Source organism: Peterkaempfera podocarpi (assembly GCF_042466665.1).
Classification (GTDB): Bacteria; Actinomycetota; Actinomycetes; order Streptomycetales; family Streptomycetaceae; genus Peterkaempfera; species Peterkaempfera podocarpi.
In genome coordinates, this window is record NZ_CP162102.1 from 1032070 (window position 1) to 1057417 (window position 25348).

Sequence of the window (25348 nt, forward strand, 5' to 3'; positions counted from 1 at the left end):
TCCAGGTCATGAAGGGACAGTCAGCAATGAGGCACTCCAGACTTCTTGCCGCCGTGCTGGCGCTGGGTATGGCCACGGCAGCCTGCTCGGCAACGCAGCACCGGACCGGTTCCGATGCCTCCTCCAGCACCCCCTCCAGCACCCCCTCCGGCGCCGGCGCGCCGGCGAACGGCGCCCACAAGAAGGGCGGCACCGTCACCATCGCCAATGAGCAGGGCCAGACCTGGACCTGCCAGTTCAACCCGTTCAATCCCGCCGCCTACCTGGAGTCCAACGGTTTCGTCTACGAGCCGCTGATCTTCGTGGACTCGCTGAACAACCAGGCCGAGACCCCGATGCTGGCGACCGGCTACCGGTGGAACGCCGACAAGACCCAGATCGTCTTCACCATCCGCGACGGTGTGAAGTGGAACGACGGCCAGCCCTTCACCGCAGCCGACGTGGCCTTCACGTTCAACCTGATGAAGCGGGTCCCCGCCACCGACCTGTACGCGCTGTGGACCGCAGCCGGACTGAAGAGCGTGACCGCCTCCGGCAAACAGGTCACCCTCACCTTCAAGCAGACCGCGGAGACCTACTTCTACGCCTTCGCCGACCAGGTGACCATCGTCCCGCAGCACGTCTTCGGCAGCGGTGAGGCCGCCGCGCACCCGGACACCTGGGCCGATCCGGACCCGGTGGGCACCGGTCCGTTCAAGGTCGACCCGTGCAGCCCCAACAACATCCAGTACACCGCCAACGCCGGCTACTGGCAGGCGGGCAAGCCGTACATCCAGAAGGTCGAGTACCCCGCGTACCTGGACAACGGCCCTGCCAACCTGGACCTGGCGGCCGGCAAGGCGCAGTGGGGCAGCCAGTTCATCCCCGGGATCAAGAGCTTCTACCTCGACAAGTCGCCGGAGAACCACACCTGGTCGCCGCCGGTGCTCAACGTCTCGCTCTTCCCGAACCTCGACCCCTCCCACAAGGCGACCAGCAATCCGGCGGTGCGTCAGGCCATCGCCCACACGATCGACCGGGCCCGGGTGGCGGCCATCGGCGAGGGCGGCGAGGAGCCGCCCGGCAACCAGTCCGGCGTGGTGCTGCCGACCTTCCAGAAGTACTACGACGCGGGCGCGGTGAGCGCGGCCGGCTACGACAAGCCCGATCCGGCGAAGGCCGCCCAGCTGCTGTCCGGTGCCGGGTACTCGCCCGCGCACCCGCTCAAGCTCAGCGTCATCACCATCACCGGCTACACCGACTGGGACGCCTCACTCGCGGTGATCAAGCAGCAGCTCAAGCCGATCGGGATCGACCTGACCGTCCAGGACCTGGCGCAGCAGACCTTCGACACCCGGCTGTACACCGGCGACTTCGACCTCGCCTACTACGGTGAGCCGACCGGCGGTCCGACCCCGTACTACGAGCTGCGGGAGATCCTCGCCTCCGCCAACACCGCACCGCTCGGCAAGCAGGCCAACGGCAACTACGAGCGCTATCGCAACGCGGCCGTGGATGCGCTGTTCCAGCAGTACGCGACCGCCGACGGTGCCGGACAGGTCGCGATCATCAAGCAGATCGAAGCCGCGGTGATCAACGACGTCCCGGTCATCCCGGTGACCGAGTCGGTCGACTGGTTCCAGTACAACACCGCCGACATCGCCGGCTGGCCGACTCCGGACGACCCGTACGCGCAGCCCGCCGCCTTCAACTTCCCCGACGCCGGCCAGGTGCTGCTCCACCTGTACTCCCAGTCCGCCCAGTAGCACGTGACGTCCCCCCACCGAAAGGAGGTGTGTCCGCGTTGAGGCACCTGCTCCGGCGACTGGGTTTCTTCCTGCTCACCCTCTGGGCCGCGCTGACCCTGAACTTCTTCATCCCGAGGTTCATGCCCGGCAGTCCGGTCACCGCACTGCACGACCGCACCCGCGGCAAGGTCTCGCCCGCGGCGCTGGAGCAGATGCTCACGTCCTTCGGCTTCAGGCCGCATCAGAACATCGGATCCCAGTACCTCGACTACCTGGGCAACATGGTGACCGGCCACTGGGGCCTGTCCATCGGCCAGACGCTCGGTGAGCCTGTCACCACTCTCATCGGCCAGGCCCTGCCGTGGACGCTGGGCCTGGTCGGCATCGCCACCGTGCTGGCCTTCGTGCTGGGCACCCTGATCGGTGTGCTGGCGGGCTGGCGGCGCGGCGGGCGGCTGGACACGGTGCTGCCGCCGGTCTTCGTGGTCACCTCGGCGCTGCCCTACTTCTGGGTCGCGCTGCTGCTGATCCTGGTTTTCTCGGTGTGGACCGGCGGCCTGCTGCCCAGCGACTTCAACTACGACAACACGATCGTGCCCGGGTTCTCCCCCGGTTTCGTCAGCAGCGTGCTGCAGCATGCGGTGCTGCCCGGCGCGACCCTGCTCGTCACCTCGATCGGGGGATGGATCCTGACCATGCGCAACAACATGATCACCGTCCTGGCCGAGGACTACGTCCGGATGGGCCGGGCCAAAGGGCTGAGCAACCGCCGCATCATGTACGACTACGCGGCCCGCAACGCGATCCTGCCCAACCTCTCGGGCTTCGCGATGTCGCTGGGGTTCGTCATCTCCGGGGCCATCCTCGTCGAGTACGTCTTCAACTACCCGGGGCTCGGCTATCTGCTCTACAACGCGGTGCAGAACGTCGACTACCCCCTGATGCAGGCGCTGTTCATGCTGTTCACCGTGGCCGTGCTGGCCGCCGTGCTGGTCTGCGACATCGCGACGCTCTGGCTCGACCCGCGTGCCCGGGCGAAGGGGTGAACGCGCCATGGCGATGAACACCCCCGTACGCAGGCCCGGCAGCGGGCTCTGGCGCGCACTGCGCGGCAGCCGCAAGGCGACGGCCGGGGCCGTCATCCTGCTGCTCTTCGCCGTGATGGCCGCCTTCCCCGGACTGTTCACCTCGGTCCGGGACGCCAACGCGCTGGACGCACCCCGCCTGGGCCCGTCCACCGGGCATCTGCTGGGCACCACCGCACTGGGCCAGGACATCTGGTCCCAACTCATCTACGGCACCCGCCAGTCGCTGGTCATCGCGCTGGTCGCCGGCTTCCTGGCCACCGTGCTGTCGGTGCTGGTCGGTGTCTCCGCGGCCTATCTCGGCGGGCTACTCGACGATCTGCTGTCCGTGCTGATCAACGTGGTACTGGTGATCCCGGCCTTCCCACTGATCATCATTCTGGCCAAGTACGCGGGCCGGGGCTCGCTCACCGTGATGCTGACCGTCCTGGTCGTCACCGGCTGGTCCTACGGCGCCAACCAGATGCGGGCCCAGGCGCTGTCGCTGCGCAACCGCGACTTCCTGGAGGCGGCACGGGTCCGCGGCGAGCGGCGCTCGTACATCATCGTGGCCGAAGTGCTGCCGACCATGACCTCGCTGATCGTCGCCAACTTCATGGGCGCCGCGCTCTACTCGGTGCTCAGCGCGGCCGGTCTGCAGTTCCTCGGTCTCGGCGACCCCAACTCGGCCAGCTGGGGCACGATGCTCTACTGGGCGCAGAACCAGCAGGCGCTGCAGACCGGTTCGCCGCTGTGGTCGGTGGCCCCAGGGCTGTGCGTGGCACTGCTCGGCGCCTCCTTCGCGCTGATCAACCACGCCTTCGACGAGATCGGCAACCCGGCGCTGCGCCCGGTGCGAGGCCGTCGTCCGGCACCGGCCGCGGCAGCCCTGTCCGTGGCGTCCGCGGCGCCGACCGAGGACTCGCCGCTGCTGCAGGTGAGCGGGCTGCGCGTGGCGTACCAGGGTGCACGCGGCCCGGTGGAGGCTGTCGCGGGCGTCGACCTGACCGTGCGGCGGGGCCAGTTCACCGCCGTGGTGGGCGAGTCGGGCTGCGGCAAGTCGACCCTGCTCTTCGCAATCGCCGGGCTGCTCAGCGCGCCCGCGGCGGTCACCGCGGGGAGCGTGCTGTTCCAAGGCAGCAACCTGGTCACCATGACCGAGAAACAGCTCAATGCGCTGCGCTGGCGCGACTACTCGGTGGTCATGCAGAGCGCGATGAACGCGCTCAACCCGGTGCGCACGATCGGCGCCCAGTTCCGGGACGCGATGCGCGCGCACGGCGAGTTCACCACCGAACAGGTCCGGGCCCGGTCGGTGGAGGTGCTGGAACTGGTGGGCATCGACCCGACCCATCTGCGCAGCTACCCGCACCAACTGTCGGGCGGGATGCGGCAGCGCGCGATGATCGCGATGGCGCTGCTCTTCACCCCGGATCTGGTCATCATGGACGAGCCGACCTCGGCGCTGGACGTGGTGGCGCAGCGCTCGCTGATGGTGCAGATCAAGGAACTGCAGCAGCTGCTGGGCTTCGCGGTGCTCTTCGTCACCCACGACATGTCGCTGGTCCGCCACTTCTCCGACCAGCTGCTGGTGATGTACGCCGGGCAGGTCGCCGAGGCCGGACCCACCCGGACCGTCTTCGACACCCCGGCACACCCCTACAGCCGGGGACTGCTGGAGGCCTTCCCGTCGGCCCGCGGACCGCGGATCGAGCTGCGGGGCATCCCCGGCAGCCCGCCCGATCTGGCCCGCCCGCCGCACGGCTGCCGGTTCGCACCGCGCTGCCCGGTGGTGGAGGAGCAGTGCCGCGAGCACGAACCCGAGCTCTACCCGGTCGGCGAGGTACGGGCGCGCTGCCTGCTGCAGGCCCCCGGCCGCCGGACCCGGCCCCTGCCGCCCGTGGAGGCGACCTCATGACCGCCGAGACCACCGGAGCCGCCGAGACCACCGAGCCGCCGGAGGTCGCAGCCCGGCCGGCGCTGATGGAGACGGTCGGCCTGACCCGGCACTTCCGGGTCGGCGGCGGCCTGTCCCGCCGTACCCTGCACGCCGTCGACGACGTCAGCCTGGTGATCCGCGACCGGGAGATCGTCGCTCTGGTCGGCGAGAGCGGCAGCGGCAAGTCGACGCTCGCCCGGCTGCTGGCGCAGGTGTACCCGCCGACCAGCGGGGAGATTCGCTACCGGGGACGGTCGCTCGCGACGCTGCGCGGACGCCGGGCGAAGCTGGCGTACCGCAGTGACGTGCCGATGGTCTTCCAGGACCCGTTCAGCTCGCTCAACCCGGCGTACCGGGTGTCGCACGGCATCCTGCGGGGGCTGGCGCTGCACCGCCCCGAACTCGGCAGGGCCGAGCGGCGCGCGGAGGCCGAACGGGTGGCCGAGGCCGTGGGGCTCGCCCCCGCCGCGGAGATCCTGGACCGGTACCCGCACGAGCTGTCCGGCGGGCAGCGGCAGCGGATCGGCTTCGCACAGGCCCTGGCATACCGGCCCCGGCTGATTCTGGCTGACGAGCCGGTGTCGATGCTGGATGTGTCGATCCGGATCGGCCTGCTCAATGTGATGACGCAGTTGCGCGAGCGCGAGGGCGTCTCGATCCTCTACATCACCCACGACATCGCCAGTGCCCGCTATGTCGCGGACCGGCTGCTGGTCATGTACGGCGGACACGTCGTGGAGTCGGGGCCGACCGAGGCCGTGTTGGCCGGGCCCAGGCACCCCTACACCCAGTTGCTCCTCTCGGCGGTGCCGGACCCACGGGCGCCGCTGGAGGTGGACGCCGCGGCGGCGCGGTCCGATCCGCCCGCGGTGATCGATCCGGCACCGGGCTGCCGCTTCCGTGCCCGGTGCCCACTGGCGGTCGACGCGTGCCATGCGCTCACCCCGCGGCTGCGGGAGCTGGGCCCGGCACACGACGCCGCCTGCCATGTCGCCGAGGCGGACGACCCGACCCCCCGGGCGGCCGCCACACCGGCCTGAACCTTTCCACGCCACGCTCCTCCCCCACGAACAAGGGAGCACTCATGGCACGTCACGGAAGGCATCCGATTGTCGCGGCGGTGGCCCTGGCGGTCGCCGCCGCGGCCGCCCTGCAGGGCGGCGCCACCACCCGGGCCACCGCGCTCGCGTTATCCGAACCGGCCGCGTTGTTGTCCGCCCCGGCGACCGGCAGCACCGCGGTGGCCGACCTGGGCTCCGCCACCGGCTGGAAGGTGGTGAGCAGTGCGACGGCCACCCAGTCCGGCGCCCAGATCTCCGCCCCCGGCTTCGGCACCTCCAGCTGGCTGACCGTCGCCAACGACGGCGGCGGCGCACCGGGGACAGAGATCAACGCCCTGCTGAAGAACGGCAGCTGCCCGAACGTCTTCACCTCCACCACCATGAAGACCTGCTTCGGTCAGATGACCAGAGTCGGCCCCGAGACCATCGCCCAGTTCTCGGTGCCCTGGTGGTACCGGACCGACTTCACCGCACCGCCCGCCGGCCAGAACGCCAAACTGGTGCTGAACGGCGTGGTCGGCTCGGCGGACGTCTGGGTCAACGGCAGCCAGGTCGCCACCTCTGCGACGGTCACCGGCGCCTACGCACGCAACGTCTTCGACGTCACCGGGCTGCTGCTCCCCGGGACCAACTCGGTGGCGATCGAGATGCACCCGAACGATCCGACCAGCATGCTCACCCTCGACGACGTGGACTGGAGCCAGATACCGCCGGACAACAACACCGGCATCCAGTTCCCGGTCCAGCTGCAGACCGGCGGCCCACTCGTGGTCGGCAACGCCCATGCCGTGCCGAACACCGCCGCCGACCTGAGCAGTTCGGCACTGACCGTCAAGACGGACGTCACCAACACCTCGGCGAGCGCGCAGACCGGCACGGTCTCCGCCACCGTCACCCCGCCGGGCACCGGTACGCCGGTCACGGTCAGCCAGAGCGTGACCGTCCCGGCCGGCAGCACCCAGACGGTCTCCTTCGCGCCCGCCTCGTACCCGGGGTTGACCCTCGCGAGCCCGCAGATCTGGTGGCCCTACCAGCTCGGCGGGCAGCCGCTGTACACGCTCGGCACGTCGGTGGCGCAGGGCGGCACCGTGCTCAACTCGACCACCGGCACCTTCGGGATCCGCACCGTCACCTCGTACCTGACCGGCGCCTCGTCGGCGGCGCCCAGCGGAGTACGAGCCTTCAAGATCAACAATGTGCCGCTGGTGGTCCGCGGCGGCGGCTGGTCCCCGGACCTGTTTCTGCGCTACGACCCGGCGGACACCGCCAAGCAGATCGGGCTGATGAAGGCGATGGGCATCAACACCGTGCGCCTTGAGGGGCATCTGATGCCGGCCGACTGGTACCAGCAGATGGACGCCGCGGGCATCCTGGTCAACGCCGGCTACCAGTGCTGCGACTTCTGGGAAAGCACCAGCTACACCGCCGCCCAGCAGGCCGTCTACCAGCTGACCGCGAAGACCGTCGGCGAAACCCTGCGCAACCACCCGTCGGTCTTCAGCTTCCAGTGGAGCGACAACGCCCCGACCGCGACCCAGGAGTCGCTGGCGCTGGCGGGCTTCGCCGCGGCGGACTACGCGGGGCCGTTCATCGCCTCCGCGGAGTACAAGAGCAGCCCGCAGCTGGGCGCGGCCGGTGAGAAGGAGGGCCCGTACGACTGGGTGCCGCCGAACTACTGGTACGACACCACCCACAGCAGCGGCGGCGACCTGACCAACGCCGGCGGGGCCTGGGGCTTCGACAGCGAGCAGAGCGCGGGCAACACCGTCCCCACGCTGGACTCGCTCAACCGCTTCCTGTCCGCCTCCGAGCAGTCGGACCTGTGGCAGACGCCGGGCGCCAACCAGTTCCACAACAACTACGAGGGCACCAAGCACACCGGCTACCACTTCGGCACCCTCTACAACCTCGACACCGCGATCACCAACCGCTACGGCGCCTGGTCGAGCCTGAACCAGTACGTCCAGGAGGCGCAGGTCCAGAACTACGAGAACACCCGGGCCCAGTTCGAGGCATTCCTCGCGCACTCGACCAACACCGCGGCGCCCTCCACCGGCACCATCTACTGGCAGCTGAACAAGGGCTGGCCGACCCTGCTCTGGGCGCTGTGGAACAACGACGGCGACCAGGCCGGCGCCTACTTCGGCGCGCAGAAGGCCAACCGCCCGCTGCATGCCCTCTACACCCTGGACAACGGAACCGTGGCGGTCGACAACCTCGGCGGCGGCACCCGGTCCGGGGTGACCGTCGAGGCCAAGGTGTACAACACCGCCGGCACCCTGCTCGACGACCGGACCTCGGGCAGCCTGACGCTGGCCTCGCAGCAGGTGCTCACCTCGGTGCTGACCCCGAGCACCCCCACCACCCCCGGCACCGTCTACTTCGTCGAGCTGCTGCTGCGGCAGAACGGCACCCTGGTCGACCGCAACGTCTACTGGCAGCCGACCACGCCGGACGTCCCCAACTGGAACAAGACCATCGGCCAGCCGCAGGCCGCGATGTCGCAGTACGCCAACCTCAAGGCACTGCAGAGCCTGCCCCAGGCCTCGGTCTCGGCGACCGCCACCACCAGCAACCAGGCCGGACCCAACGGGGCGGACAAGCTGGTCACGGTCACCGTCACCAACACCTCCGGCCAGCCGACCGTGGGCTTCTTCCTGCGGGCCGACATCCGGCGGGGCACCGCCGCCGGGAGCGAGCTGGCCGGCGACAACGAGCTCCAGAGCTCGATCTGGGGCGACAACGACGTGACGCTGTGGCCCGGCGAGTCCGAGACACTCACCGCGAGCTACAGCTCGGCCGACCTCCAGGGCGCCACCCCGGTGGTCAGTATCTCCGGTTGGAACGTGCCCAAGTTCGACGTGCTGGCGGGGTGAGGTGACCATGCGACTGCGACAGACCCTGACGACCCTGCTGGCCGCACTGGGACTGGTGGGAGCCGGCCTGCTGGCCGGCTCCGGCCCGGCCGCGGCGGCCGGCGTCCCCAACACCGTGGTGCCGGTCCCGGTCAGCGTGGTCTCCGACGGCAGCACCTTCACGCTGACCTCGACCGCCACCCTCACCTCCGACGACGCCGGTGTCGGCGGCTACCTGGCGGGCATCCTGCGCGCCTCGACGGGGTACGCCCTGCCGCTGACCGTCAACGCGCCCGGCCCGGGCAGCATCGCGCTGCAGCTCTCCGGGGCCCCCGGCAGCGTCGGCGCAGAGGGCTACCAGCTCACCACCACCGCGACCGGCGTGGTCGTCCAGGCCCAGCAGCCCGCCGGGCTCTTCCACGGTGTGCAGACCCTGCTTCAGTTGCTGCCGCCGGCGGTGATGGGCAGCACCGTGCAGCCCGGGCCGTGGACGGTGCCCGGCGGCACCGTCCTGGACTACCCGCGCTTCGCCTACCGCGGGGCGATGCTCGACGTCGCCCGGCACTTCTTCACGGTGACCCAGGTCAAGCACTACATCGACGAGTTGGCCCTGTACAAGGTCAACGTCCTGCATCTGCACCTCTCCGACGACCAGGGCTGGCGGATCGCCGTCAACAGCTGGCCCAACCTGGCCACGTACGGCGGCAGCACCCAGGTCGGCGGCGGCCCCGGGGGCTACTACACCCAGGCCGACTACGCGGCGATCGTGTCGTACGCGGCGTCCCGCTACATGACCGTGGTCCCCGAGATCGACATGCCCGGCCACACCAACGCCGCGCTGGCCTCGTACGCCCAGCTCAACTGCAACGGTGTGGCGCCCGCGCTGTACACGGGTACCAATGTCGGCTTCAGCTCGCTGTGCGTGCCGCTGCCGCTCACGTACACCTTCATCGACCAGGTGATCGGCGAACTGGCCGCCCTGACCCCCGGCCCCTATCTGCACATCGGCGGGGACGAGGCCTCCTCGACCACCGCCTCCGACTACGCCTCGTTCCTCGGCCAGGTGCAGCAGATCGTCGCCGCGCACGGCAAGACGGTGGTCGGCTGGCACGACATCACCCACACCACGCTGCAGCCCTCGGCCGTCGCCCAGTTCTGGGGCACCACCACGTCGGACTCCGCCGTGGCGGCCGCGGCGGCGGGCGGCACCAAGGTCATCATGTCCCCGGCCAACAAGGCGTACCTGGACATGAAGTACACGCACAAGACCAAGCTGGGCCAGACCTGGGCCGGGCTGATCGAGGTCAACACCGCCTACGGGTGGGACCCCGGGAACTACCTCACGGGAGTGACCGGGTCCTCGGTCCAGGGCGTCGAAGGGCCGCTGTGGACCGAGACCATCGTCACCTCGGCGGACATCGACTACATGGCCTTCCCCCGCCTCCCGGCCCTCGCCGAACTCGGCTGGTCCCCGTGGTCCACGCACAACGTGACCGCATTCGACCAGCGGCTGGCAGCCCAGGGACCGCGGTGGAGGACCATGGGTGTCAACTACTACCACTCGACCCAGATCAGCTGGCCGAGCGGTTCGTGACCGGGCGCTGAACCCCGGACCGGGCCCCGCCCCCGACGGTGGCGGGGCCCGGTCCCGTTGCGGGACGGCGGCGGGGCTGCCGACCCGGGCGCGGGAGCCCCGCCGTCCCAGGGGCCCCGATCACCCGCACCTACACGGTCCACCGGCGACAAGAGGGATCACCATCCATGGACGAACTGCCCTGGAGCAGGCAGCGGTTGCGCCGCAACAACGAATGGCTGCTGCTGGAGCGTCTGCGCTCCGCCGGAGCCGCCTCGCGGGCCCAGCTGGCCCGGGACAGTGGACTGTCCAAGCCGACGGTCTCCTCCGCGTTGGCCTCCCTCGAGCAGGCCGGGCTGGTCCGCTCGGCCGGCACGCTCGCCCCCGAACGGGGCCGGGTCGCCATCCTGTACGAGCCCGACCCCACAGCGGGCTATGTGCTCGGCATCGACATCGGCCGGGCCCGGCTCCGTACCGCCGTTGCCGACCTCTCCGGAGCCCTGATCGCCCGGGTGGACCTGCCCAACCGGGGGCGCAGCGCCGGCTCGGTCGCCGACGCCGTGATCGACGCCGCCGCACAGGCCCTCGCCGCGGCCGGGATCACCAGCACCCAAGTCGTGCACGCCGCGGTGGGCACGCCCGGCGTCTTCGACCCGCGTACCGGCCGCGTCCAGTACGCCGTCAACCTGCCGGGATGGGGGCGGCCCGGCCTCTTCGCGCGGATCCGGGAACTGCTCGGCATCGCGCTCTCCGTCCACAACGACGCCAACCTGGCCGCGCTCGGCGAGTACGCCTTCGGCGCCGGCGCGGGCAGCCCGCTCTTCGTCTACCTCCTGATCGGCACCGGTCTGGGCATGGGCGTGGTCGCCGACGGCCAACTGTTCGAGGGCGCCCACGGCGCCGCAGGCGAGATCGGATTCCTGCCGCTGATGGAGGGGCTGCTGGCGGGAGGCAGCGCCCCGCGCCGCGGAGTGCTCGAGGATGCCGTCTCCGCCGACGCGGTGGTCCGCGCCGCGCGTCAGTGCGGCATGACCGGGCCGCTGACGGCCAAACGGGTCTTCGACGCAGCCCGGACGGGCAGCGAGCCCGCGATCGCCGCCGTCCAGCAGGAGGGCCGGCGACTCGCCCTCGTGGTGGCTTCGATCTCCGGCGTCCTCGACCCCGACCTGGTGGTCCTCGGCGGCGGCGTCGGCCACAGCGCCGACCTGCTGCTCGACATCGTCCGGAGCACCCTGCACCGGCTCACCCCGCTGCGTCCCGCCGTAACACCCAGCGCCCTCGGCGAGGACGCCGTGCTGCTCGGCGCCATCGCCACCGCGCTGCGGACCGCCCGGCCGCTGGTCTTCGAGCGCCGTACGACACGCACCGCCGGCCGGCCGTAGTGCCGCATCCGACAACCGTTGCCCCTGCCTGCCCGGCTGGTCCGGCCCTCCTCCTCTCGTCTGACCGACCGGTTCGAGGCGGTCCGCATCAGGCCCCTCAGCCCGGCGGAGTCATGATGACCGGCTGCTGGGAGAACATCACCGCGGACCGGGTCTGCGGATGGGAGTCAGCGCGATGCAAAGTCGAGGTCTTCCGGAGATGAGCTCCGGGCTTGGTGCAGGAATCCCATCCCCGGGAGACCCCAACGCCTACCCGGCCACCGACAGGGGGTGAGTGAGCTTCTACCGCCGGTGCGACACGAGTTCCTGACGGTGGATGCTCTGAAGTCATCCAGGTGAGGTGACAGCGGCCAGTTGCGACTCCCCGCCGGCGGCCAGCTGGTGGGGAGGTAACTGGCCGCCAACAGTTACTCACTGTTGATGGAACGGGTTGCTCGTCTGGCGCAGGTGGGCGTCGATCAGAGCGAAGGTGGGTTCCGTTTGTTCGATCTGCGGAAGGTGGCCCGCCTTGGGGATGACCTCGAGTCGGCCGTTGCCAAAGGCGTCGGCGTACGCCGCGCCGTAGGCGGGGGTGACGATGCGGTCGCTCTCACCCCAGACCACGAGGGCAGGCGCCTGGATATGCCCAAGCTGGCGCAGCAGCTTGGGGTCATGCATGTAGGGGTCGCCGGCGAGGATGCGCATGGTGGCCATGTTGGTTTGTCTGCGCGCGAGTTCTTCGGATGGGACGTCGGCTGGGTCGAGGTAGTAGCGGTCTGAGTCGTGCCAGGAGTGCTCCGCAACGCCGCGGGCGTCAAGGGCGAAGAAGTCGGTGATCGGTTCCGTCTCGACCTCCACGCCGACAGCGTCGATCAGGACAAGGCCGGTGATGCTTCCCGCGCTGTCGCGTACGGCCATCTCGGCGGCTATCCAGCCCCCGAGCGAGGAGCCAACGACGAGAACGTCGCGCAGTCGGCGTTCGCGCAGGGTGTGCAGGTAGGCGAGGGCGAGGTCGTCGATGCCGGTGAGCCATGCGGGGCGGTGTGTGCCGTCCCAGCCGGGGTGCACGGGCGTGAGGGTGTGGGCGATGCGGGAGAGGTGCTGGGCGAGGCCGGCGACTGTGGCGGGGCCTCCGCCGCCATGCAGGATGAGAACTGGCCTGCCGGATCCGGCCTCGGACAGAGTAAGGGACAGGTCGGCGTACACAGCTGATGCGTCTGTGAGCATGCCCACCACGGTAACTAAATATCTTTATATAAGCTAGCTTGGTTATGGCATAGACTCGCTCCATGCATGGTGAGCTGCAAGAACTCGGCAGAGCGGTCAAGCAAGCCCAGTATCGACAGCATCGGGCACTTGACAGCGCACTCTCGGCCATCGGCACGACGCTGGCCCAGTGGGACGCCCTGCGTGCGATCAGCCGCTCACCCGGGTCATCGGCCCGCGAGTTGGCCGCAGCGACGTTTCAGACCGGGCAAGCCTTCGGAACGCTCGTCGGCCGCCTCGCAGCACAGGGCCTCGTGGAGCGCCGACCGGGACACGGCCGGCGCATCGAGCATCACCTCACGCCCCTCGGTGAGCAAGTTCTGACGGTCGGCCACAGGGTCGCTGACGAGGTGCTTGCCGACTGCTTCTCCGCCTTGTCCCACGCGGACCGCGCAACCCTGCTCGACCTACTTCAGCGCCTCACCGCAGAACGAGACACGTAGACCCGACCGCCAGGACACACCTCCGGCGGGTGTATCCATCCCTCGCTGCCCGTTGAGCGGCCGCTTCGGTGCGGCCCGAAATGGGTGGCTGGCGTGCGCCTCGGCCAGCCCGCATGTTTGTCGCTGACTGTTACATCGTAACTGGCCGTCCGTGGGGAATTTCAGGTGGCCGCTGACGGTGAGGGCGAATCGTCCCGCCTCGGCCCCGGTCACGCGAAGGTGACCGGGACCGGAACCCGACGGTGGCTTCGGTCGTGGACCGTTTGCCTCGGGGGCATTCAGCGGCTGATGTCGTTCAGCTCGGTCAAGTCCTCATGCGAGAGGGAGAGTCCCGCGCCCGCGATGTTCTCACGCAGGTGTGCCCTCGATGACGTGCCGGGGATGAGCAGGATGTTCGGAGATCGCTGCAGCAGCCAGGCCAGTGCGACGGACATCGGGGTCGCCTCCAGCCGAGCGGCGACCGCCGAGAGCGCCGCGGACTGAAGCGGGGTAAAGCCCCCGAGGGGGAAGAAGGGCACGTACGCGACACCGTCGGCGGCGAGCCGGTCGATGAGCTCGTCGTCGTGGCGGTGGGCGAGGTTGTACATGTTCTGCACGCACACGATCGGCGCGATGCTCTGCGCCTCGGCGACCTGCTCCGTGGTGGCGTTGCTGACCCCGAGGTGGCGGATCAGTCCCTGCTGCTGGAGTTCGACGAGCGTCCCGAACGCCTCGGCGAGCGAGCCGGGCTGGGGACCTTCGGCGTTGCCGATTCGGAGGTTGACCAGGTCGAGTACATCGAGCCCAAGGGACTTGAGGTTGTCCTGGACCTGCCTGCACAGATCTTCGGGTCGCCGTGCGACGGGCCAGCCACCCTGGCCGTCGCGGATCGCGCCCACCTTGGTCACGATGTGCAAGGACTCGGGATAGGGCTGCAAGGCCTCGCGGATCAACTCGTTGGTGACGCGCGGCCCGTAGGCGTCGCTGGTGTCGATATGGGTGATACCGACGTCAACCGCCTCACGCAGAACGGCCAGGGCACCGGCGCGATCGGCGGGCGGCCCCATGACCCACGGGCCCGCCAGTTGCATGGCGCCGTAACCGAACCGGGTGACGGTCAGGTCGCCCAAACTCCAGGTGCCGCCGGGCAGAGAGAGGGAAGGTGTGCTCATCTTGTTGCCTTTCGTCGTGCACTTGGGGGTGGCGCCTTCTGCCTCCCTGCATCAGCATTGGAGAGAAACTTCCTGTCGGGAAGTAGGCACTTTGAAGTGCGCAACCCACCCACAGGGGAGAGGTCCGATCAGTGACGACGATGAAGGCGGCCCGGAAGAGGGCTCAGGCCAAGGTGGAGTACAACGCGTTCATGGCAGCATGCCCCAGCCGGCAGCTGCTCGACCGCATCTCGGACAAATGGGTTGTCCTGATCCTGTGTGCGCTGGGCGGCGACAACAGCTCTCGCCAGCCCGCCACACACGCAGACGCCCCGAAAGCGATGCGTTACTCCGAGATCTCCCGTCTTCTGGCTGGGGTCAGCCAGAAGATGCTGACCCAGACGCTACGGTCGCTGGAGCGCGATGGCCTACTCACCCGCACCGCGACACCGACCGTCCCCGTCACCGTCTCCTACGAGCTGACCGACCTCGGCCTCTCCCTCCACCACATGACGCGCGGGCTCAGAAACTGGGCGCAGACGCACATGGACGAGGTCCTCACAAGCCGCGAGAACTACGACTCTCGCACCACCTGACGACTCACATCCAACCGTCCAACAGCTCGATGTACTTCAGCGCCACACCCTCAACTGCGAAGAGCCGGATATCCGCCAGGCAGTCCCCGCCCATCGCGGTGGTCAGTGCGAGGTCCAGCAGGATCTTCGGCGACCTCCCTCACGCTGAAGTTCCCGCTGATCCGGGACAGCGGGTTTCGACGCTGCGGGGGTGAAGTCTTGTCACGAACCCACCCAGAAAAACGACGAGGGCCTACACAACCCCATCGGGGTCGTGCAGGCCCTCGTCACGCAGGGCCCGGATGTACCGACACCGCGAGTTGCCGGGGTCCCGCGGCACAGCAGAGGAGCGCCCGGACCTACCCTCGCCGAGCAGTATCCCGGCCGACTCGGCCTACCGTCAGCTGCAGGCTTGACGGCGGGGTCAGCCTGTGGCTACCGCAGATGCCGGGCGAAGAACCCGGCTGCGTCCTCCCCTGCGAACTGCGGGACGCCGGTGTGCCCGCCCATATTGGCGTGCAGCGTCTTCTCCTTGGAGCCGAAGGCGTCGAAGAGGTCCAGGGCCGCCTGACGGTCGTTCCCCTTGTCGTCCCACTGCAACAGGATATGCAGCGGAATGGTGACCTGGCGAGCCTCCTCGAACATGGCGGCGGGCACCAGACTCCCGGCGAAGAAGCCGGCCGCCACGATGCGCGGCTCGACCACCGCCAACCGGATGCCGATGGAGATCACTCCCCCCGAGTACCCGACCGGGCCTCCGATCTCGGGCAAGGAGAGAAGGGCGTCCAGGGCAGCCTGCCATTCCGGGACCGCCTTTTCGACGAGCGGGAGGACGAGGGCGTCGATGATCTCGTCGCCGACCGGCCCGCCGGCCTCCATAGCCCGGCGCAGGTCGGCGCGGGCCTGCTCGACAGCGGCCCAACGGGGCCGGTCACCGCTTCCGGGAAGCTCGATGGTGGCCGCGGCGAAGCCATCCGCCACGGCCTGCCGGGCCCGCGCCACCAGTCGGGGGTGCATCTTGCGCAGTCCGAGCGGGGGGTGCCCGAGCAGGATCAGCGGGACCGGTGCGGACGCGGCTGCGGGCGTCCACAGGATGCCGGGGATCTCGCCGAGGGTGAATTCACGCTCGATGACGCCGTCGTCGAAACGCTGTTCGGAAGTGAAGTGCATGGTCGTGCCTTTCGGGAGAGCTCAGAAACGGCGCTCCCGGACGACCTATCGCCCGACCGTGACCCCGGAGGAGAGCACCCACGTGAATATGTTCACGGGTACCACCTCCTCGTTCGCTCGCACGGCCTCCGGAAGGTTAGCAATGCTCACCGTGATTCGCCAACGGGTTCCTGCGAGGGTCTCCGTGACCGCACGCCAACGAGTCCGAACATCCGAGGGTCATGAGAGAAACGACAGCGCCCCCAGCGTGCCCCGCCGCCGTCGGGCCTCGCCTCGGGAAGCCGCGATGAGGCTTCCAGTAGCTCTGCCCACGACGTGCTGCCGATGCCTCCCCATCTCATGTGCGGGCGGTTGTCCGATCTCGCTCTGCAGGCGTCCGTCGCAGTCCGCCGCGTTGCTCGCACAGCCGGCCGGGGGGCGATTGCGCCGCCGCCTACCGTTTCCAGCGGGTTCCCTGCCGCCGTCACTCTACGCAGGCGGTCAGACACACCCGTTACGGAGACATCTCAGCCAAATGCGTGAATATCATTGAAGAGTCCGTTTTGTTCCGTGTCAGGGAGCCGCAGATGGACGCCTCGGACGAACTCCTTCGAAGGGCTGCACCCTCGGCTCTCTTGACCGTGGACGGAGCAATCCGCAGCCTCAACGCGGCGATGGCCAGGGCACTGGGCAGGTCAGTGGAGCAGTCCGTGGGTCGGGACTTCGGTGATCTGTTGCCCGCAAGCCAGCTGACTGCGGTCGAGAGTCTTCTGGCCCACGCCGCCACGACGAAGACGGTCGCGATGCGGGTGCTGGAGTTCCCCGGGCCAGGTGCAGCATCTGTCGTCTGCCTTGTCGAGGCGCGAACAGCGAACGGTCCCGTAAGTGGCGAGCCGCTGGTGTGGGTGCACTCGTTGGACGCGGGAAACGACCGGGGCAGCCTGTTGATCCCGTTCCGTCTGGCGATCGAGGCCGCCAACCTCGGTCTGTGCATGTATGCGCCCCAGGAGCGCGAGCTGGAGTGGCTCGGTGGCGCACCCGCCCTGGCGGCGCTGTTCCCCGAGGCCTCCATGTCGTTGTCCGAGGTGGTTCGGCGAGTCCACCCCGATGACCACGGGGCTCTGCGGCGGCTCGTGACGTCGACCGCCGCCCGGTCCCCCTGGATCAGGTTGCGGTTCCTTACCGAGCTCGACGGCTGCCACCATCTGGTCTGCCAGGCCCGTCGGATCATTCTGGGGTTCGGCGGCCCTGAGCGGGTCCTCGGAGTGATCCGCGACGACACCAGGAGGGAAGCGCGCAGACGCAGAGCGTTGGTCGCGCTGAGTGCTGAGCGTCAGCGCGCCGACGAGATCGCGGCCTTCTCCTCCGCCATGATGACCGCAGTCACGGAGCAAGAAGTACGGCAGGTCGTCCTGACGCGGCTCGCCGCGACCTTCGGTGGTACCGGCGCCGCGCTGGCGCTCATCACACAAGGCCGCGTGCACGTCTCCTCCGATGCCGGGATCCCGAAACCGATGGCCGCCCTGCACGGCCTGCCGCTCGACGCCCCCAGCGCCCTGCCCTATGTGATCCGCACCGGCGAGCCGCAGTTCATTGCCAACCGGGAGGACTACATCCGCCGCTGGCCGCACGGGGCGATGTTGCCGTACTTCGATCAGCTCGACTCCGGCTACGCCGTCTCGATCACCTCTCTCAGCCCGGTCGGCGATCAGCCGCTCGGGGCCTGGTTGGTGACCTACGACAGCGAACACCACTCGTCCCCGGATGAGCGGGCCCTCATGGGTACTCTTGCCGACCTTGCAGGCCAGGCGGTGAAACGCGTCAGGTTGCAAGAGGCACGAGTCGAGCTGGCCACGGCGCTCCAGCAGAGCATGCTCCCCACACTGCCCGAGCACCTCCCAGGCCTGGAGGTCGCCGCCCGCTACCGACCGAGCCGCGACGGGCTCGACATCGGCGGAGACTGGTACGACGCCTTCGTCACGCCCGACGGTGCCATCGCCCTGGAGATCGGCGACACCCAAGGGCACGACGTGGACGCCGCCGCAGCCATGGGACAGGTGCGCGCCTCGATGCGCGCGATCGCCGCCCACGAACCGGATCCCGCAACCGTGCTGACACGCACCAACGAGCTGCTCGTCACCATGGACGCCGCACGATTCGCCAGCTGCACCATGCTGCATGTCGATCCGGACGACGGAGAGGTCACCGGCGCCAGCGCCGGCCATGTGCCGTTGCTGTACGCACGCGACGACGGCAGCCACAGCATCCGTGAGCTGCCGGGCGGCCCGGTGCTGGGAGTCCTGCCCGACGCCGACTACCACGAAGAAACCTTCACACTGGAGAAGGGCGCGGTGCTGGTCATGGTCACCGACGGCGTGGTCGAAGGGCCGGCCCTGACACTGGACGCCGGGCTGGAGCGAGCCGGAGCGCTGGCCGCCCAAGCCGTCCACGACGGGCTGAACGCCGAGGAGACCGCCGACCGCATCCTCGACGCCGCGGTCGCGGTAGACCACCTCGACGACGTGGCCGTGCTGATCATCCGACGCATATGACGGCGCCCGCGTCCACACACGCCCTCGGCACGGACCCCACTGCAAGACCCGTCTCGCTCATTCGCTGAGCGGTGTGCTCTCGATGACTCGGCCAAGCCGGCCGCGGAGAGTGCCCTCCAGCCCCCGTCACTCAGAGCCCTGACTCGGAGGGCGCCGTATGTGGATCGCGGCGGACCTGGCAAGGCACTGACCTGGGTCGGAACGCGTCGGCGCCGCTCTTCCCGCTGAGTCCCCGCAGCGCGAGTCCTCACGGACGAACACGGATGATCGTCTTCCCCTTGCGTCGCTCGGTCGGATTGAGGGCGGCGACGGCATCGTCGAGGGTCGAGACGTTGTCGATGTTCGTCCGCAGTCGTCCGTCCTGCACCCGCCGGACGATCTCACTCAGTTGCGCACGATCGGACTCGACGACGAAGTCGACCGCCAGCCCATGGTCGGGCCGCGCCTCCGGCGGCCCGACGATGGACACCAGCGTTCCTCCGGACCGAACCAGGCCTGCGGACCGCCTCCCGATGTCGCCGCCGATGCCATCGATCACCAGGTCGACGCTGCCGACCTCTTCCAGGGCGTCGTTCTCGAGGTCGACGAACTCATTCGCGCCGAAGTCGAGCACCGTCTGACGGTCGGCAGCGCGTCCGGTGCCGATGATGTACGCACCGAACTCACGTGCAAGCTGCGACACCATCGACCCGACTGCGCCGGCCGCACCGTGCACGAGCACGCTCTGCCCCGCCTGAAGGCGGCCGTGCTCGAACAGTCCCTGCCACGCGGTCAGGCCCGAGATCGGCAGGCTCGCGCCCACCGTGAAGTCGACATCGCCCGGCAGCGGCGCAAGGTTGCGCGCCTCGACGGCCGCGTATTCGGCGAGGGTGCCGTCGCGGTACCAGTCCGTGATGCCGAACACCCGCTGCCCCACCGACAGTCCCGTCGTGCCGTAGCCGAGGGCGGTGACCACTCCAGCCAGCTCGTGCCCGGGGATCGACGGTGTTCGGTCACCGTCGAGGCGATCGGTCCAGGTGGAGGGCCATGCCAGCTCGGTCGGGACGAATCCCGACGCATGAATCCGAACGACGACATCGTTGATCGCCGCCTGCGGCTCGGGTCGCTCCACCAGGGTCATCCCGGCCGTTCCCGCGGCCTGGTCCGTCACCACGATCGCTCTCATCGGAATTGCCTCCTCGGCCATGTGTCTCGTTGGTGGAAGTGCTGCGGGGATGGAGGGCCTGTTCGACATCACCTCGGCGGGGCCGACAGGACGCGGCCGGCCGATCCGGACAGCGCCGGCCGGCCTGCTATTCGCTCGTGGTCATGTCTCCGACCCTAGGAGCGGAGCAGCCCAGGAGGATGGTCCATTTCCATGGCGGAATCTTGGGCCACTCCGGGTTGGACCTGCATGCCGAGCCGACCGGGCCGGGCCTGCGCAAAGGGGCTGACGAAGGCGCTGCTGGAAGCGGTCCACTCCGGGCGGCCGGCGCCCGGCACCCGGCACCCGACTGGCCTTCTCCCGCACGCTCGGCGCCGACCTGGGCATCACACGCAACACGGTCGCCGACGCGTACACCGACCTGGTGGCCGAGGGCCGGCTCACCGCACGCCAGGGCTCGGCACCCGGGTGGCAGAGCGCACTTCGCCCGGGCCAGGAACCGCACCCACCGCGTCCCGCTCCCGCCCGGAGGAGCGAAGCGACGACGGGTGCTTGAAGCCGTGGAGTAAATTCTACTCACCCTGATCCCTCGCTGCGTTGCCCAGCAGCCGCAGGCCTGCCGGCTCCAGCGACCGGCATGCCGACCAGTGGATCCACGGCCACCGCGTGATGCCCGATCACGCCGGAAGCAGGAGTCCCCCGCAGGGAAAGGCCGCAGGTCAGCGACACCAACCCGAGTTCTCACGCGGGACACCACACCACCTGGCCGTGCCCGCCGAACTGCGCCAGGGGTACTGGACGTCCATCCCGTTGTCTTCGACGGGGAGGGCAACCGTGATTGCGCGGTGGAGACCGGCAGGCAAGGGTCTATGAGGCTGCATGGTTCGGCGGGACCGGGTCTCTCCAGGGGGAGCAGGTCCGCTGCCTGACCGCGCAGGCGCAGGCGCTGTGCCACACGGGGTACGCGCTCGATGACGAGGGCTGTCAGGACATGGCGGCCCTGCACCGGCGGTTCGGCGTGGAACTGCTATCCGAACAGCGACTTCCGGTGCAGTGGGCAAACCCAACTACGTCTTCCTTGGCACCGTCACCGCAGCCGCACTTCCCCATCGACCAGGAGCACTCGCCGACCGTACTCGCGTCCTGACCGAGGTGTCCCCTGGCCCGGGCGCCCTGCCCGTGAGCACCGGATTGAGCCGGCCCAGGCTCATGACTCTCCGCCCGTGTCCCGGGGGCCACGCGCGGCGATGACGGCGGTGCCCGCGGCGAAGGCGAGGATGGCGCAGAGCCACGCGCCTGTGTCGTGCGGGGGCCGAGCAGCCCAGGTCCAAGGGGTCTGCCAGTTCTGCATGAGGGCGATCTCGCTGAGCGTTGTGCAGGCGAGCGGGCCTGCCCAGGCGAGCGCACCCCCGAGCACTGCGGCGGCGATCAGGCCGGTGCCCGCCAGGCCGGTTACGTCCCTCACCAGAGCGAGGCCGCCGCCCGGTAGCCGCTCCGCCACCGCGCCGACCGCCAGCGCTCCGACCGCGGCTGCCGTCAGCAGCAGGGCCGTACCCAGCCGCAGCACCGGCAGCAGGCCGCCCGCCGCGCGCTCGCTCTCGCCGAACGGGCTGCGGACCGCGACGGCCACGACGGAGGCGGCCGCACATTCGATCAGCAGCAGCATCTGCTGGGCGGCGGCGGCGTCGCCCCGGAGCCAGTGCAGGTGCAGGGCGATGCGCAGCAGCACCGCGCAGCCGGCCAGCAGGCCGATCGCGCCGGGGATCTGGCGGCTGATCAGGTGGAGCCGGACCAGCCGGGGCCCGGCCTGCCGCAACCAGGGCAGGTCCGCCGCCACGATCGTGCCGGTCAAGGCAGCTCCTCCAGCGTGATGTGACCGGAGCGGAGTTCGGTCAGGTGAGCGGTCAGCCAGGTGTGCCGTTCGGCCGGGGGCAGCGCAGCGAACCGCTCCCCCGCCGCGTAGGCCGGGGTTCCGGGCGGCGGCAGGACGATCTGGCTCCCGTCGACCTGGGCGAAGAACGACGTGCTGTCCAGCGATACCCCTGCGGCCCTCAACACGCCCTCCAGGACCGCCTGCTGCGCCTGGCCGTTGTGGCCGACGAGACGGTCGAGGACCGTTCCGGCCACCGTCGGCAGCACCTGTGCGGTCACGTGCGGGACGCTGGTCCACATCTGCTGGGAGGTGCAGCACTGTCCGGGCGGCACCTTCCCGGCCGGTATCGGTCCGACCCACATCGCGCCGTCGTAGCCGATGTTCAGGGCCAGATGCAGCACGGGCGGTGCACCGGTCATCGTCGCCTCGGCGAGCGGCGACCGCCCATCGGTCAGGGCGACCTGATCCAGGCGTACGGGCGCGCCCGGCAGTCCGGCCACCTCGCGCAGCAGCGGGTCCAGGGCCGTGGTCAGAGTGGGCAGGTAGGCCCGGTAGACGGGGTGGAGGCACACCTGGATCGTCATGCCGCCGCACACTGGCACGTAGCTGAGGGGCCGGTCGTCGGCCGCATCGTGCAGGGCGGAGACGACCACGCCGTTCGCCTCCACCCGGGCGCTCCCGATCAGCGCGACGGCGGTCCCGCACGAGGCGAGCCCCATCGCGACGACTCCCGCCGCCAGCGAGCGCAGGCCGGGCCGGCCGCAGACCGCCTGCACGCCGAGCACGCCGACCGCCGCGACGGCCAGTCCGCTGAGGAAGACCAGTTGGGTGAGGGAGAGGTCGGGCAGGTAGGGGTAGAAGACGCCCGCGTCCGCCTTGGGCGGGGCCAGCGAGTAGGCAGGCGAGGCGACCGGGGAGAGCAGGACGTACCGGCCGCCGCTGCGCAGCGTCTGCCGCAGGGCGAGGGCGGTGACGACGGCCACCAGGGGTGCGGTGAACCGGCTGGGGACCAGCACCCCGAGCGCGAAGCCCAGGGAGCTGCAGGCCACCAGCGCGACGGCGCCCACCACGACCGGCCACCACGGCGGGCTGCCGGCCGCCCCCTTCCAGGCGATGGCCCCGTACAGGAAGCCCACGCAGGCCAGATACGCCCCAAGCGCCCACCCGGTGGTCGCGCCCCAGGTCGCCAGGCGACCGGCCCAGCGCGGCAGCGGGGTGATGTCCACCTGCTCAACGACGCCGCGACGGCGGTCGCGTCCACCGACCCAGGCCGCCGCACCCACCGCGAAGGGTGCGAAGTCGTCGACGGCCGCGCCCTGCCGCAGGATCAGCGTGCGGGAACTCCACAGAGGCGAGAGCGCCATGCTGCTTCGGTAGGTGTCCAGCCAGAACGCCAGCAGAGCCAGCGGCACCATCCACATCATCGCGTTGCGGCGCAGTTCCAGTCGCAGCAGGCGGCCGGCGGCCGGCGTGAGCACATCCGGGATTCCGGGACGCAGCGACCGCCTGCCGCCGCCCGCCGGCTCCGGGGCAAGGGCCGGGACGGGAACCGGACCGGAGGTCGCGCTCATGCCCGCGCCTCCGCGAGGACCGCGCTGTAGCCGCGCTCGAGCGGTGCGTCGCCCGTACCGTGGCTGTTGCCGCGTGCGACGAGTTCGTCGGGGGTGCCGTGGAAGGCGATCCTGCCCTGGTGCATCAGGGCGACCTCGACGCAGGCGGCGCCCACGTCCTCCACCAGGTGGGTGCTGACAACGACCGTCGCTCCCTGCCCCAACTCCCGTAGCAGGGAGCGGAACTCGACGCGCTGCTCGGGGTCGAGGCCGGCCGTCGGCTCGTCGAAGAGCAGGAGTTCCGGGTCGTTGACGATCGCCTGGGCGATGCCGACCCGGCGCAGCATCCCGCCGGACAGCGTCCGCAGCTTGGCCTTCGCCTTGTCGCCGAGGCCGACCCGTTCCACCGCGGCGGCCACCGCCTTCGGCACCTGGCGCGGCGGCATCTCCTTGAGCAGCGCGAAGTACTCGACGAAGTCGACGACGGTGAACCCCGGGTAGTAGCCGAGGTTCTGCGGCAGATAGCCCAGCCGGCGCCTGATCTCCCGGCGCGGTCGGTGCTCGGACGGGTCGCGCTCCAGCAGCCGCATACTGCCGGAGCTCGGCGGGACGACCGTGGCCAGCATCCGCAACAGTGACGTCTTGCCCGCCCCGTTGGGGCCGAGCAGTCCGAACACGCCCGTGTCGGTGCGGAGGTTCACGCCGTCGACCGCCCGGGTGCGGCCGAACCGCCGGGTCAGGTCGGTGATCTCGATATTCACAGGGTTCCCTTCGTGGTCCTGGTGGAGCGCAGCACGACGGCGACACAGCAGATGGCGACCGCCAGGTACGGCAGGACGAGCCCGGACAGGGTGACGGCGGCCCCGAACTGCCCGGTGGCGGACTGGCTCCCCACCACGGTGAGAGTCCACACGGCGAGCGCGGCGCCGACCCCGGTGTTCGCCGACTCGGCCACGGTGGCCACCGCCAGCGCGAGCGCCGACACCGCGGCCATCGGCACCAGCCAGCCGAACGCGATGCCCCCCGCGGTGGGTGACACCGCCGAAGCCGCCGAGGCCAGCGCGGCGTTGACCGCGAAGACCGCGAGGACCCGGGCCAGCAGCACCATCCGGTCGCTGACCGCCATGGTGCGCGACAGCTCCCAGGCATGGTCGAGCCCGGGCCCGTACGAGTACGCGACCGCGGCCCCGGCCAGCCCCGGCGCGGCCAGCGCGACCACCGGTTGCCCGGTCCCGGCCGTGACGACGGCGCCGACGGCCAACACCACGACCGTGGCGATCAGCCACGGCAGCAGCAGCGACGGCGTGGCCAGCAGGGCGCGTGCCAGGCCGGGCGAACGCAGCAGGCGGGCCGCGAGGCGCTCGATCCGCCCGGGGTCGCGCCGCCACACCTGGGCCGCCACGCCCACCCACACCCGCTCGAGGTCGACCCCGTCGCCGGCGACGAGGTCCCGACCGTCCGGACCCGTAGCGTGCGGGTCACCCGACGCCTTGCTCACAGTCCCTCCTCCTGCGCAGCCCGCCCGATCAGCGCCGTCCTCATCAGCCGCCGCACCCGATGGGCCCGGCTCTTGACCGTGCCCTGGGGCACGCCCATCTGCTGCGCCACCTGCGCGACCGGATGGTCCTCCACATACATGAGCCGCCACACCTCCCGTTCAGGGCTGCCCGGCGGGCCGAGTACCGCCACTGCGGCGGCCAGGTCGGTCCGCGTCAGGACGGCCTCGATCGGGTCATGAGCGGCAGCACGTCCCGCGGCCGCCAGGGCACTGTCAAGAGCGGCGTCGTCGAGGGACGCGGTGTCGACCGGCCTTGCGTCACGGGCGTGGCAGCGCAGCCACCCAGCCGCCTGCCGCCTGGCTATCACCCACAGCCAGCCGCCCGCCGAGCCCTGCGCACGGTAGTCCCGCGCGCTGCGCCAGACCGCCAGGAACGTCTCCTGCAGCACGTCCTCGACATCCCGGGCCGGCAGAGCCATCCGCAACCGGGCCGCCAGCCACGGCGCATGCCGGCCGAACAGCTCACGGAGCGCACCCTCGTCGCCGCCGGCCAGGCGGGCGATCAGCTCATCGTCGTCCATCACTCCC

General features: G+C 70.1%; 20 protein-coding genes and 1 pseudogene. 12 read left to right on the forward strand and 9 right to left on the reverse strand.

Going from position 1 to position 25348, the window contains the following annotated elements:
• Positions 1–26: 26 nt before the first annotated feature.
• The 7 genes from AB0761_RS04735 to AB0761_RS04765 all read left to right on the forward strand — a co-directional run bounded on the left by AB0761_RS04735 (position 27) and on the right by AB0761_RS04765 (position 11601).
• Positions 27–1745, forward strand: coding sequence for an ABC transporter substrate-binding protein (locus tag AB0761_RS04735; RefSeq protein WP_377267684.1), 1719 nt, complete (start codon positions 27–29; stop codon positions 1743–1745).
• A 38-nt stretch (positions 1746–1783) separates the two neighbouring features.
• Positions 1784–2773, forward strand: a complete 990-nt coding sequence (locus AB0761_RS04740; protein WP_377267685.1) for an ABC transporter permease — start codon at positions 1784–1786, stop codon at positions 2771–2773.
• A 7-nt stretch (positions 2774–2780) separates the two neighbouring features.
• Positions 2781–4709 carry a dipeptide/oligopeptide/nickel ABC transporter permease/ATP-binding protein gene (locus AB0761_RS04745; RefSeq protein ID WP_377267686.1) on the forward strand — a complete coding sequence of 643 codons (1929 nt, stop codon included), beginning with the start codon at positions 2781–2783 and terminating at the stop codon, positions 4707–4709.
• Entirely contained in the window at positions 4706–5770 is a 1065-nt protein-coding gene (locus AB0761_RS04750) for an ABC transporter ATP-binding protein (protein ID WP_377267687.1), read from the forward strand. The genes AB0761_RS04745 and AB0761_RS04750 overlap by 4 nt, the downstream gene beginning before the upstream one ends.
• A gap of 44 nt (positions 5771–5814) precedes the next feature.
• Positions 5815–8667, forward strand: a complete 2853-nt coding sequence (locus tag AB0761_RS04755) for a beta-mannosidase (RefSeq protein WP_377267688.1) — start codon at positions 5815–5817, stop codon at positions 8665–8667.
• 7 nt (positions 8668–8674) lie between these two features.
• Positions 8675–10240, forward strand: a complete 1566-nt coding sequence (locus tag AB0761_RS04760; protein ID WP_377267690.1) for a beta-N-acetylhexosaminidase — start codon at positions 8675–8677, stop codon at positions 10238–10240.
• A gap of 167 nt (positions 10241–10407) precedes the next feature.
• Complete coding sequence (locus tag AB0761_RS04765) at positions 10408–11601, forward strand: ROK family protein (RefSeq protein WP_377267691.1); 1194 nt, start codon at positions 10408–10410, stop codon at positions 11599–11601.
• 411 nt (positions 11602–12012) lie between these two features.
• Here AB0761_RS04765 and AB0761_RS04770 read toward each other — a convergent pair whose 3' ends face one another.
• Positions 12013–12807, reverse strand: a complete 795-nt coding sequence (locus AB0761_RS04770) for an alpha/beta fold hydrolase (protein WP_377267692.1) — start codon at positions 12805–12807, stop codon at positions 12013–12015.
• 62 nt (positions 12808–12869) lie between these two features.
• Here AB0761_RS04770 and AB0761_RS04775 point away from each other — a divergent pair, with 62 nt between their 5' ends.
• On the forward strand, positions 12870–13289 hold the full coding sequence (locus tag AB0761_RS04775; protein ID WP_377267693.1) for a MarR family winged helix-turn-helix transcriptional regulator: 420 nt from the start codon (positions 12870–12872) through the stop codon (positions 13287–13289).
• Positions 13290–13567: 278 nt separating this feature from the next.
• Here AB0761_RS04775 and AB0761_RS04780 read toward each other — a convergent pair whose 3' ends face one another.
• Positions 13568–14440 (reverse strand): aldo/keto reductase family oxidoreductase, encoded by an 873-nt coding sequence (locus AB0761_RS04780; protein ID WP_377267694.1) that lies wholly within the window; start codon positions 14438–14440, stop codon positions 13568–13570.
• A gap of 140 nt (positions 14441–14580) precedes the next feature.
• Between AB0761_RS04780 and AB0761_RS04785 the strand changes: the two genes are divergently transcribed.
• Positions 14581–15015, forward strand: coding sequence for a winged helix-turn-helix transcriptional regulator (locus AB0761_RS04785; protein ID WP_377273935.1), 435 nt, complete (start codon positions 14581–14583; stop codon positions 15013–15015).
• A 414-nt stretch (positions 15016–15429) separates the two neighbouring features.
• Here the strand turns inward: AB0761_RS04785 and AB0761_RS04790 are convergent, their stop codons facing one another.
• Positions 15430–16164 (reverse strand): alpha/beta hydrolase, encoded by a 735-nt coding sequence (locus tag AB0761_RS04790; RefSeq protein ID WP_377267695.1) that lies wholly within the window; start codon positions 16162–16164, stop codon positions 15430–15432.
• A gap of 566 nt (positions 16165–16730) precedes the next feature.
• Between AB0761_RS04790 and AB0761_RS04795 the strand changes: the two genes are divergently transcribed.
• Positions 16731–18695 carry a SpoIIE family protein phosphatase gene (locus tag AB0761_RS04795; protein WP_377267696.1) on the forward strand — a complete coding sequence of 655 codons (1965 nt, stop codon included), beginning with the start codon at positions 16731–16733 and terminating at the stop codon, positions 18693–18695.
• A 247-nt stretch (positions 18696–18942) separates the two neighbouring features.
• Here AB0761_RS04795 and AB0761_RS04800 read toward each other — a convergent pair whose 3' ends face one another.
• Positions 18943–19860 (reverse strand): NADP-dependent oxidoreductase, encoded by a 918-nt coding sequence (locus AB0761_RS04800; RefSeq protein ID WP_377267697.1) that lies wholly within the window; start codon positions 19858–19860, stop codon positions 18943–18945.
• A 192-nt stretch (positions 19861–20052) separates the two neighbouring features.
• On the opposite strand from AB0761_RS04800, the pseudogene AB0761_RS04805 reads away from it, so the two are divergent.
• Both AB0761_RS04805 and AB0761_RS04810 read left to right on the forward strand, forming a co-directional pair.
• Positions 20053–20406: pseudogene (locus AB0761_RS04805) on the forward strand (GntR family transcriptional regulator); the annotation flags it as partial.
• A gap of 271 nt (positions 20407–20677) precedes the next feature.
• Positions 20678–20986, forward strand: coding sequence for a nucleotidyltransferase domain-containing protein (locus AB0761_RS04810; protein WP_377267698.1), 309 nt, complete (start codon positions 20678–20680; stop codon positions 20984–20986).
• Positions 20987–21046: 60 nt separating this feature from the next.
• Here the strand turns inward: AB0761_RS04810 and AB0761_RS04815 are convergent, their stop codons facing one another.
• From AB0761_RS04815 to AB0761_RS04835, 5 genes are read right to left on the reverse strand one after another with little or no spacing between them, the layout of a single operon-like run.
• Complete coding sequence (locus AB0761_RS04815) at positions 21047–21691, reverse strand: hypothetical protein (protein ID WP_377267699.1); 645 nt, start codon at positions 21689–21691, stop codon at positions 21047–21049.
• Positions 21688–23283: a hypothetical protein gene (locus AB0761_RS04820; protein WP_377267700.1), complete on the reverse strand. Its 1596-nt coding sequence runs from the start codon at positions 23281–23283 to the stop codon at positions 21688–21690. Before AB0761_RS04820 ends, AB0761_RS04815 begins: the two co-directional genes overlap by 4 nt.
• Positions 23280–24023 carry an ABC transporter ATP-binding protein gene (locus tag AB0761_RS04825; protein WP_377267701.1) on the reverse strand — a complete coding sequence of 248 codons (744 nt, stop codon included), beginning with the start codon at positions 24021–24023 and terminating at the stop codon, positions 23280–23282. The genes AB0761_RS04820 and AB0761_RS04825 overlap by 4 nt, the downstream gene beginning before the upstream one ends.
• Positions 24020–24760, reverse strand: a complete 741-nt coding sequence (locus AB0761_RS04830; RefSeq protein ID WP_377267702.1) for a hypothetical protein — start codon at positions 24758–24760, stop codon at positions 24020–24022. The genes AB0761_RS04825 and AB0761_RS04830 overlap by 4 nt, the downstream gene beginning before the upstream one ends.
• Positions 24757–25341 carry an RNA polymerase sigma factor gene (locus tag AB0761_RS04835; protein WP_377267703.1) on the reverse strand — a complete coding sequence of 195 codons (585 nt, stop codon included), beginning with the start codon at positions 25339–25341 and terminating at the stop codon, positions 24757–24759. The genes AB0761_RS04830 and AB0761_RS04835 overlap by 4 nt, the downstream gene beginning before the upstream one ends.
• Between the last annotated feature and the right edge of the window lie 7 nt (positions 25342–25348).